The organism is Rhizobium sp. IBUN, from assembly GCF_000510625.1.
GTDB lineage: Bacteria > Pseudomonadota > Alphaproteobacteria > Rhizobiales > Rhizobiaceae > Rhizobium > Rhizobium altiplani.
On record NZ_AZNV01000078.1, the window covers coordinates 1 to 10,263 of the forward strand.

The 10,263-nt window shown below is 55.8% G+C and carries 9 protein-coding genes and 1 tRNA gene; all 10 read left to right on the top strand.

The features are described from left to right. Nucleotides 1-31: 31 nt before the first annotated feature. Nucleotides 32-108: transfer RNA gene (locus RHIBUN_RS0132175), tRNA-Met, on the top strand. A 305-nt stretch (nt 109-413) separates the two neighbouring features. Next, a complete protein-coding gene (locus RHIBUN_RS0132180; RefSeq protein WP_025662790.1) occupies nt 414-1,454 on the top strand; it encodes a Gfo/Idh/MocA family oxidoreductase in 1,041 nt (346 codons plus the stop codon). Nucleotides 1,455-1,458: 4 nt separating this feature from the next. Further along, a complete protein-coding gene (locus tag RHIBUN_RS0132185; protein WP_025662791.1) occupies nt 1,459-2,475 on the top strand; it encodes an NAD-dependent epimerase/dehydratase family protein in 1,017 nt (338 codons plus the stop codon). A gap of 8 nt (nt 2,476-2,483) precedes the next feature. Beyond that, nucleotides 2,484-3,632 carry a DegT/DnrJ/EryC1/StrS family aminotransferase gene (locus tag RHIBUN_RS0132190; protein WP_084659939.1) on the top strand — a complete coding sequence of 383 codons (1,149 nt, stop codon included), beginning with the start codon at nt 2,484-2,486 and terminating at the stop codon, nt 3,630-3,632. Next, on the top strand, nt 3,619-4,110 hold the full coding sequence (locus RHIBUN_RS0132195; RefSeq protein WP_025662793.1) for an acyltransferase: 492 nt from the start codon (nt 3,619-3,621) through the stop codon (nt 4,108-4,110). The genes RHIBUN_RS0132190 and RHIBUN_RS0132195 overlap by 14 nt, the downstream gene beginning before the upstream one ends. After that, on the top strand, nt 4,107-5,228 hold the full coding sequence (locus tag RHIBUN_RS0132200; RefSeq protein WP_025662794.1) for a DegT/DnrJ/EryC1/StrS family aminotransferase: 1,122 nt from the start codon (nt 4,107-4,109) through the stop codon (nt 5,226-5,228). Before RHIBUN_RS0132195 ends, RHIBUN_RS0132200 begins: the two co-directional genes overlap by 4 nt. Next, complete coding sequence (locus RHIBUN_RS0132205) at nt 5,225-6,877, top strand: glycosyltransferase (RefSeq protein WP_025662795.1); 1,653 nt, start codon at nt 5,225-5,227, stop codon at nt 6,875-6,877. Before RHIBUN_RS0132200 ends, RHIBUN_RS0132205 begins: the two co-directional genes overlap by 4 nt. A 111-nt stretch (nt 6,878-6,988) precedes the next feature. Further along, nucleotides 6,989-7,486: an acyltransferase gene (locus tag RHIBUN_RS36145; protein ID WP_084659941.1), complete on the top strand. Its 498-nt coding sequence runs from the start codon at nt 6,989-6,991 to the stop codon at nt 7,484-7,486. Between the two features lie 704 nt (nt 7,487-8,190). Beyond that, nucleotides 8,191-8,895 carry a GntR family transcriptional regulator gene (locus tag RHIBUN_RS0132210; protein WP_025662796.1) on the top strand — a complete coding sequence of 235 codons (705 nt, stop codon included), beginning with the start codon at nt 8,191-8,193 and terminating at the stop codon, nt 8,893-8,895. 128 nt (nt 8,896-9,023) lie between these two features. Next, a complete protein-coding gene (locus tag RHIBUN_RS0132215) occupies nt 9,024-9,986 on the top strand; it encodes a dihydrodipicolinate synthase family protein (protein ID WP_018859732.1) in 963 nt (320 codons plus the stop codon). The last annotated feature ends 277 nt before the right edge of the window (nt 9,987-10,263 follow it).

The following is a 10,263-nucleotide window of genomic DNA, read 5'->3' on the forward strand; positions in this document are numbered from 1 at the left end:
CGTGACAAAACCCAGAGGGTTTTGCACTTGGCGCGGGGTGGAGCAGCCCGGTAGCTCGTCAGGCTCATAACCTGAAGGCCGCAGGTTCAAATCCTGCCCCCGCAACCAAATTTATCTGCAAAACCTCCCATTCCGGATATTTGCACCAAAGCTCCTCCGCGCAAGCGCCGAGGAGCTTTTTGGACTCCGTGTCGATTTCTCAAGCCGCCAGGTTCGCCCAAATTCGCATGTGTTTCAGCAGCGACGCAACGCCCAGTCGAAGCCCAACACGAAGCTCTGCCGCTGTCTGCGGAGCCGGAATACAAGTTCCACCTTCCATCGAGGATTAGAGTTCGCCTCAACAGTAACCGTCAGGCTGGGGCAAGATTGCACCGCGATAAGTCATGCCGATTAAGTGTGAGGGTCTTGGTGGCATGATCAAGGTGGCTTTATGCGGCGTAGGTTACTGGGGGCGCAACCTGCTACGTGTCCTTTCCAGCAATCCTGGGATTCAGTTAGCCGCAATTGTTGACACGCGGCTGGAGGTTCGAGAACGACTGGCGCAATCGTTCCCGAGCGCCGCGATTTACGAAGACGCTTCGTCTGTCATTCTCGATCCAAATATTGATGCAATGGTCATTGCAACGCCGGTGTCCTCGCACTACTCGCTTGCTAAGGCCGGTTTGGACGCCGGCAAGCATGTGATGATCGAGAAGCCCATGTGCGGTTCCAGCGAAGAGGCGGAGGACCTGGTCGCGCGGGCCAAAGCCTATGGCTTAACTCTGATGGTTGATCACACCTTCCTCTTCCATCCTGCCGTTCGAAAGCTCCGAGATCTCGTTGCAAGCGGCACGCTCGGGCATATTTCCTATTTTGACTCTCAGCGCGTCAATTTGGGCCTTTTTCAACCGGACGTAAATGTGCTCTGGGATCTCGCTCCTCACGACCTATCGATCCTAGACTATCTGTTTGCGGCAGAGCCGGTTTCAGTGGAGGCCAGCGGGTATTGTCACGTCAACGACAAATCGCCCGATATCGCCTACATCACCTTGCATTACGAGAATTCTATGGTCGCGCACCTCAATCTGAGTTGGATGTCGCCGGTAAAAATGCGGCGGATTGCTCTTGGGGGCAGCAAGCAAATGGCTGTCTGGGATGATTTGAACCGCGATGAGCCGGTCAAGATCTATGATTCCGGCATCACTATCCATTCCAATCAGGATCGCGAGATCAATCTTCCGAATTACAGAATCGGCGCGGTGACATCCCCGCGCATTTCCGGCCCCGAGCCGCTTACGGAAGTGGTTGAACACCTCCGTCGCTCCATCCTCGGGCAGGAGCGTTGCCAAACTGATGGTGATTTCGGACTGAGGATTGTCAGAACGCTGGAGCGGGCGCAGTCGGCACTGGAGTGCAGCTTGCAGCAGGTCGCATGCAGTAAGCGCAACACATTCAATATCATCGCGGCAGAGTGAGACGATGGAACAACAGGTTAAACAATCGAACGCCTCAGATTTCCTAAGAGGGAAGCGCATTTTAGTAACCGGAGGCGCCGGCTTCATCGGCTCGCACATTGTCGATCAACTCATGGGCCACGAGGTTCAGGCCGTTGTGGCTGTCGATAATATGGTGCGTGGGAGGTCTGAGAATCTCTCTTCCGTTGCCGCCGACCCGCGCTTGCGGCTTGTAAACGGCGATATTCGTGACAAGGCGCTCATGGACGAGCTGGTGCGAGACGCCGATATCGTATTCCATCAGGCCGCTTTGAGGATTACACATTGTGCCGCCGAACCCGCCGAGGCCTTTGAGGTTATGGGCCGCGCCACATTCGATCTTCTGCAGCTCTGCGTGAAACACAAAATTCAGAAGATCATCGCTGCGTCGTCCGCTTCAATCTATGGCTATGCTCCAGAATTTCCGACCACGGAGGCCGCAGCACCCTACGCCGATCGAACATTGTACGGCGGCCTGAAGCTCTTCAACGAAAAGCTGCTCCGATCATTCAACGATATGTACGGCCTTAACTACTGTGCGCTTCGTTACTTCAATGTCTATGGAACGCGCATGGATATCCACGGCCGCTACACGGAAGTCTTGATCCGGTGGATGGAGAGAATTGCTGCCAATCAACCTCCCATCATCTTTGGTGACGGCTTGCAAACCATGGATTTCGTGGAGGTTCGTGACGTCGCGTCTTCGAATATCGCGGCGGCTCTCTCTTCTGCTTCGGACGAAGTCTACAATGTCGCGTCAGGGGCCGAAGTTTCTCTAAAAGAATTGGCGCAGACGCTGCTCAAGATCATGGGACGGGAAAATCTCGGAATCCACCACGAACCTGCTCGCAACGTTAACCCAGTCGAGCGGCGGTTGGCCGATCCGTCAAAGGCGCGGGCGCAACTTGGTTTCCAAGTTTCGATCGGGCTGGAAGATGGATTGCGCGATCTGGTGCGATGGTGGCGGGATGAATGTGTCTCCGTGCTGGAGTTGGCCAAGTGATCCCCCTTATGCGCCCAACGGTGGGTCCAGAAGAAGCAGACGCACTCGCTTCGGTCATCGCTTCCGGCTGGTTGACCCAGGGACCACAGGTTCTTGGGTTCGAGACGGAGTTCGCTGCAATGACCGGTGCCTCATATGCGTGCGCGGTTTCCAACTGTACGACAGCGCTTCATTTGGCACTGCTGGCTGTCGGTGTTGGACCGGGTGACGAGGTGATCACGGTCAGTCACAGCTTCATTGCGACAGCGAATGCCATCCATATGTGTGGTGCCGAGCCGGTCTTCGCCGACATCGGTGCAGGTAGCTACAACATGGATCCGACCAGTATTGAGGTGCTGATATCGTCGCGGACTAAAGCCGTGTTGTGTGTGGACCAAATCGGTATGCCGTGCGACTTGCAGGCGATCTGCGCGGTCGCTCATGCGTATGGGCTGGCTGTGGTGGAAGACGCCGCCTGCGCCAGCGGATCGATGATCCTGGTCGATGACCAATGGCAGCGGATCGGTGGCGTGCTCTCCGACGTGGCATGCTTCTCATTTCATCCCCGCAAGGTTCTTACGACGGGTGAGGGCGGAATGATCACCACGAACAACCCTGAAATAGACGCGAAGTGCCGCCTTCTGAGGCAACATGGAATGTCTGTCTCCGACCTCGCCCGTCATGCATCCAATCGTGTTGTGATCGAGACCTACACCGAGACGGGTTTCAATTACCGCATGACCGACCTTCAGGCTGCGGTTGGACGAGAGCAGCTAAAGCGTCTCGATGGAATTGTTGCCGAAAGGCGGAAATTGGCGAAGCGCTACGGCGAACTCCTGATGCCCGTCAACGGTATAATCGTGCCGCAAGAGCCGAACTGGGCGAAATCTAACTGGCAGAGCTATTCAATTGGGTTGCCTGAAGGTGCAGATCGCGAAGAGGTCATGCAGGAGATGCTCGACCGAAAAATAGCGACCCGGCGTGCAGTCATGTCCAGCCACCTTGAGGCGCCCTGGCGCGGGGCTCGGCATGCAGGGCTTTCCCGATCCGAACATGTCAGCGCAGCTCATCTCATACTGCCACTTTTCTCCGGAATGACGGACGCCGAACAAGTCAGCGTGGTGACTGCCTTGTCAGAGATCCTTGCTGAAAAGGAGTGGCCCAATGCCCATCTCTGACAATGTCGTTTTTGAAGATGACGTACTGGTTTTCCATCCAGATCTCGTCAATTTGTACGGCTGCACAATCGGCCGTGGAACACGGATCGGCACCTTCGTGGAAATCCAATCGGATGTCCATGTCGGTGCAAAATGCAAGATTCAGTCCCATAGCTTCATCTGCTCTGGTGTCATCATTGAGGACGAGGTGTTCGTGGGCCATGGCGTCATGTTCACAAACGATCGTTATCCGGCTGCGACAAACGCTGACGGTGCATTGCAGGGCTCGGAAGATTGGGTCTGCCTTCCCACCCGTATCTGCTCCGGCGCATCGATCGGAAGCAATGCCACGATCCTACCTGACGTTGTAATTGGGCGAAGGGCTATGGTAGCAGCGGGGGCGGTGGTGACCAAAGACGTTCCCGAATATGCCATCGTCGCGGGCAATCCAGCACGTGTGATAGGGTCTACTCGCGACATGTCGGAGAGTGGGCGATGAGTTCACAAACAACGGTACCTTTCGTCGATCTCTCTATCCAATGGGAGCAGATTCGCCATAATGTCATGCCGGAGATCGAACGTCTGTTCGATGCGAGCGCTTTTTGCCTGGGGCCATGGGTTGACGAATTCGAAAAGGCCATCGCCTCCTATCTTGAAGTCGATCACGCCATTGCCGTCAGCAGTGGCAGTGCTGCCCTGCATCTGGCGGTCATTGCAGCGGGCATAGGCCCGGGAGACAAGGTTCTGGTACCGGCCCATAGCTTTATCGGCACCTTGTGGGGGGTGATCTATCAGGGTGCTGTTCCGGTTTTTTGTGATGTGGAACGTGCTACGGGTACGATCGACTTTGCGGATGCGGAAAGGCGTCTGGATGGCGATGTGAAAGCAGTCATTCCGGTTCATCTTTACGGTCAGCCCGCAAATATGAAGGCAGCGCTGGAGTTTTCCGAGCGTCACGGGCTGACAATGATAGAAGATGTGGCCCAAGCAATCGGCGCTCGTTATAACGGTCGACCGCTCGGATCGATGGGGTCAATGGGCTGTTTCAGTTTCTACCCGGGCAAGAATCTCGGTGCAGCGGGTGAAGGCGGCCTCATCGTCACGCAAGACGCCGACCTCGCTCAGCGGCTGAGGGCACTGAGAAATCACGGGCAGACGCAGCGTTATCTCCACGAACAGATCGGCTATAACTACCGCATGGATGGCCTGCAAGCGTTGGTCTTGAACAGCAAGCTAAGGCATCTTGATGATTGGACTGATCAGCGGAAGCGGGCCGCAGAACGGTATAGGGAGGGCTTGAAAGGCACGCCCCTTACGCTCCCTGATGTCGTGCATGGCGATCATGTTTACCATCTCTACGTCGTACGCACGGATCGGCGCGACGACCTACGGTCGCACCTTGATTCTAGAAGTATTCAGACCGGATTGCACTATCCCATTCCATTGCATCGGCAGCCTTGCTTGGCGCAAGTCGAAAGCGCCCAAAGTGAATTTCTTGCAACGGAAGAATTTGCCGGCCAGGGGCTGTCTTTGCCCATGTTCGCTGGCATAACCGCGGCGCAGCAGCAACAAGTCGTCGATGCAATTTGCTCATTTTTCGCAAAGGGTGAGAGATGACGGTGGCAACACAGCGCAGACGCGTTCTATGCGTGTTGCCGCAGCTCAATACGACCGCAGCTCCAGTTCTCACAAATGTGGTCGACGAGTGGATTTACGCGCTTGCTCACCACTGCGAGGTTAGTGTTGTCGACCGCGATTTCGATTTCAAAGCCGTCTGTGATGAGCTGCAGCCCGATTTCGTCATATTTTCGGCAGTGCATTCCGGCAGACCGCTACGGCTTAACATCACAAACATTCATACCTACCCAGAGATACCGCGGGCGCTGTACTTCAATTGCGATCCACACGACCCGATGCGGCCACTCACGTTGAGCGCTCTCACTGAATACGGCATTGACACGATCTTCTGCTTCGGGCTGGAACATCTGCAGCATATGCCGGAGCTCTCGCAATTTGCCTGTTTCGTCATTCCGAAATTTATCGATCCCGAGATATTCCATGACTATAACTTGGAAAAGATCGTCCCCGTCAACATAATGAGTGGGCATCTATTCCCGAGTTTCTACCCGTGGCGGGCAAAGCTGACCCACGAGATTCAACACTTCTTTCCAACGCTAATTTATACTCATCCGGGCTATAGGCTACAGGACCGCAGGCCATTTGAGGTTCGTGACGCTAGATACGCTCAGTTAATTTCTCAAAGCTACTTTTCGGCTGCCGACACGACGCGGCTGGACTACGTAGTTCGCAAGCACCTTGAGATACCAGCTTGCGGTACGGTTCTTCTTGCTCCTGACTCCGATCGTCTGAAAGAATATGGCTTTGTGGACATGCAAAACTGCATCATGGGCAGCGGAAAGGAGCTCTACCAAAAGATCAACGAGGTCAGCAAAGACCTCGATCTTTATTCCGACATCCGTAGAAAGGGTTATGAACTCGTCCACAGCCGCTATACCCGTCAGGCGTGGACTTATATTGCAGATTGGTACGAGTGCCGCCGCGCCGTTCGTTCAGGCGAAGTTGTCAGACAAATCAATTGGTTCGGCAAATTTGAGATCGTTCCAATGCAATCCCCTTCCGTAGTTTTCGTGAACGCGGCCGTTCCGGACAGCCCGATGTCCGCAGTGCTTCGTTCGGCCAGATCGGCAATTCTGGAGGGAGGAGATTTCAAGGAGGTCGCGCAGACCCTGAGAGAGCTAAGTACTTGGATTAGCCATATCGCCGAGCCATGGGTTCTGCTCGGCATTATCTCGCTGCTCGAGGGAGATGCAGGAGAGGCCGCCATTCTACTTAGTCGTCGTAGCAATCTCCAGGGCACATCGTCGCCGGCCTTGGCGCAGATGGATCCGGTTGAGATCGCTTGGCTTCTCCTCCTGAGTGATATCATTGGCGACAAGGATTTGAGGGTTTTCCTGCTTGAACAAGCTAAGACCGTCCCTCACGTTTCCATTAGGCGAACCAAATGGTTGATCGAAACAAACGATCTTACGGATCCATCCAACGACGACTCGTTTGACGGACCGTTGCCTGGGGACTGCCTCTCGATTGCTTGGATTGGAAATGAGGACTTTGATAGTTGGCTTGATTTAATGGCGCGATTGTTCCGCGCAAATAATCGCCACGATCGCGCACTCGATATCGAAGGTCTTCTTGCCATGCGTGTGAAATCGGTGGGGCGGACGATTACCGAAGCTGCAACGGTCTAGTCTTGGGCAAGAGCGATAGGTGGTGGAATTCACACGTGCGAGGCTACCGCGTCTTTGGCCCATTGTGGTGAGTTTATCTCAACGGTCAAAGTAGATAGAGCAAGTTCACTCATGATTGAAACATTGAGAGCACTTCAAAAAACGCTGCAACTCAAGAAGCTCGCGCAATTCCAGCGGCGCGTGTCCTTCGGCGATTTGATAACTGATCGTTGGGAAAATGCGCGTGAATATGGATTTGGTGAGGGTACATCCTGTTATGACAGTGCCCTCGTTATGGGAGAGGTCCGTGTCGGTTGCTATACCTGGATTGGTCCTGGAACGGTATTGGATGGGACTGGCGGGCTTTCGATCGGTGATCACTGCTCAATCTCCGCTGGTGTTCAGATCTATTCACATGACACTGTGCAAAGAAGCTTAACATTGGGAAAAGCGCCGATCGAATATTCTCCAACCAAGATTGGCAGCGGCGTCTACATCGGTCCCAACAGCGTTATTTCTCGTGGCGTGACGATTGGAGATGGTGCGGTGGTTGGCGCGATGTCTTTTGTTAATCACGATGTTCCAGCTGGAAGTAAAGTCTGGGGCTGTCCTGCTAGAATCCAGACGTAGTACAGGCGTTGGACTTTGATCTGAACCCCGTGATGCAGCCACCGGCCCGCGCTAGCCTTTTGACACGCTGAGCGGCAATCACCGCGTCCCTAAACTATTTGGCGGTCGGCCGTATCAATGCATGGGATGATGGAGAGCCGTTTGTGTCATCGCTGATACTGTCGTCAAGCAACCGAAGAAAGAGAAATCGAACTGGCTACAGGTGCCGGACCGCTGCTTCTATATTTGCTCACTCGTCTGCATCGCCCAAAGAAAAAGTGCTCGACGTCCGCGCGCTTGGCGCAAACCTGAAATTGTTGCCGCGAGGGTCGGCTTGAGGCCGAGACTTTACAAGTCTCCGTCCCATCAGGCCCTGCAACCGATACCTTCCCAGATACCCGAAACAATCGCAGCCGGATATCCCCGGCGGGCCAGAACCTCCGCGGCGACGGCCTTGCTAGAGCAGGGGCAAGCGAGTCGTAAAAGGCGATCTGCGCTTCCGAAAAGTCGATGCTGCCTCCATGGGACTTTCCCTTCTCTCCCTTGCAGGAACCAGAAGTCGAAAATTCCCGCTCCGATGGCTTAGCATGACAGGCTACGTCAGAATCGAAAATCGATTCCGATTTTAGAGGCCTTGCTCCGGGCATTTCACCCGCCCGAGTTGCCAGAGCTATTGACCAGCACGCGAGAAAAAGTATTCCTTTTGTCGACAAGAGGATACCGGCATGACTGATACCGACACGAAGTCCACTCCCGAACGCAAGCGAGGCTCCGGCGTCAAGATGGTTTACGACCTCTTGCGCGATGAGATCCTGGACTTGGTTTTACCGCCCGGCAGTCCGATCGATGAGGTGCAACTGGCCGAGCGTTTCAAGATGTCGCGCACGCCGATCCGCGAGGCGCTGGTGAGGTTGGCCGGCGAGGGCCTGATCGACACGCTGCCCAATCGCTCGACCATGGTATCGAATATCGATTTCCTCAATATGCATACCTTCTTCGATGCGCTGGTGCTGATGTATCGCGTGACCACCCGTCTGGCCGCCCAGTATCATCGCCTCGAAGATCTGCAGGTGATCCGCGCGCATCAGGCCGACTTCGCCGCGGCGGTCGCGGCCCAGGACGCCCTGGCGATGATTGCCACCAACGCTGCCTTCCATTCAGCCATCGCCGAGGCAGGCCGCAACGCCTACTTCTCCGGTCTCTTCAATCGTCTCCTCGATGAGGGGCGACGCATCTTGCGGCTCTATTACCAGTCCTATGAAGACCGCTTGCCGCAACGTTTCGTCGACGAGCACGAAGACATTATCGCTGTCATCGCCGCGCGCGACAGCGAGGCCGCCGACCGCTTGGCGACGATCCATGCCGAGCAGATCGTGCAGCAAATACAGAAGCTTTTCGCGCGCGGCGGAAAACTGGATATCGCCCTCTGATCTGCTGCATAATTGTTGTCGACAAATAATATGCAAGTGATATAACCGCCGTCGAAGACACGGGGACCGGTGCCGGTGGAGGCGCGCGGCGATCCCTGCCCGTCCCGCCAGGCAATAGGAGTTTCGCAATGAAGGCCAAGATTTTCTCCGGTGTAATTCCGGCCCTGATGACCCCCTGCAAGGAAGACCGTACCCCCGACTACGACGCACTCGTCCGCAAGGGCCTGGAGTTGATCGCGCAGGGCATGTCGGCTGTTGTCTATTGCGGTTCCATGGGTGATTGGCCACTGCTGAGCGATGCACAGCGCATGGAAGGCGTGGAGCGTCTCGTGAAGGCTGGCATTCCGGTCATCGTAGGCACCGGCGCCGTCAACAGCGCCTCGGCCGTCGCGCATGCGGCCCATGCCCAGAAGGTCGGGGCACAGGGTCTGATGGTCATCCCGCGCGTCCTGTCGCGTGGTTCGGTAATCGCGGCCCAGAAGGCGCACTTCAAGGCAATCCTCTCGGCTGCCCCCGATCTTCCTGCTGTCATCTACAACAGCCCTTACTACGGCTTCGCCACGCGCGCGGACCTGTTCCTAGCACTGCGCGCCGAGCATCCGAACCTCGTCGGCTTCAAGGAATTCGGTGGCGCTGCAGACATGCGCTATGCAGCAGAGAATATCACCAGCCGCGATGATGGCGTTTCGCTGATGATCGGCGTCGACACGGCCGTCTTCCATGGCTTCGTCAATTGCGGTGCGACCGGAGCGATCACCGGCATCGGCAACGTGCTGCCGAAGGAAGTGCTGCACCTCTGCAACCTCGCCCAGGCCGCTGCTGCCGGCGACGCAGATGCCCGCCAGCGCGCGCTGGAGCTCGAGCAGGCACTGGCCGTCCTCTCGTCGTTCGACGAAGGCCCGGACCTCGTGCTGTTCTTCAAGCACATGATGGTATTGAAGGGCGACAAGGAATACACCCTTCATTTCTACGAAACCGACGCCCTGACCGATAGCCAGCGCGGTTACGTCGAAACTCAGTTCAAGCTCTTCAACACCTGGTACGCCGAATGGAGCAAGCTCCCGGGTGCCGTTGAGAAGTACAAGGCCTGATTTTCAAAGGCTCTCAAATCGAAAGGCCCTCCGATTGGAGGGCCTCAGACCGCTGACAAACCCGTCGATATTTTCGGCGGGTTTGTTTTTTTGGACGTTGGTTGTTTTAAGTTGGGTTCTGCGGCGCGGCGAAGTTGGCGGTCTCTGGCCCTCATGCCATGGCTGGTCTGGGTGGCTTGGTGAGCGCCATTGCGATCTTCTTGATGTTTTGGGCGGCTGCGGCCAGCAGGCACTGGCATGCGACACGGGTGAGACTTCGGAAGCGGGCATAGCGATG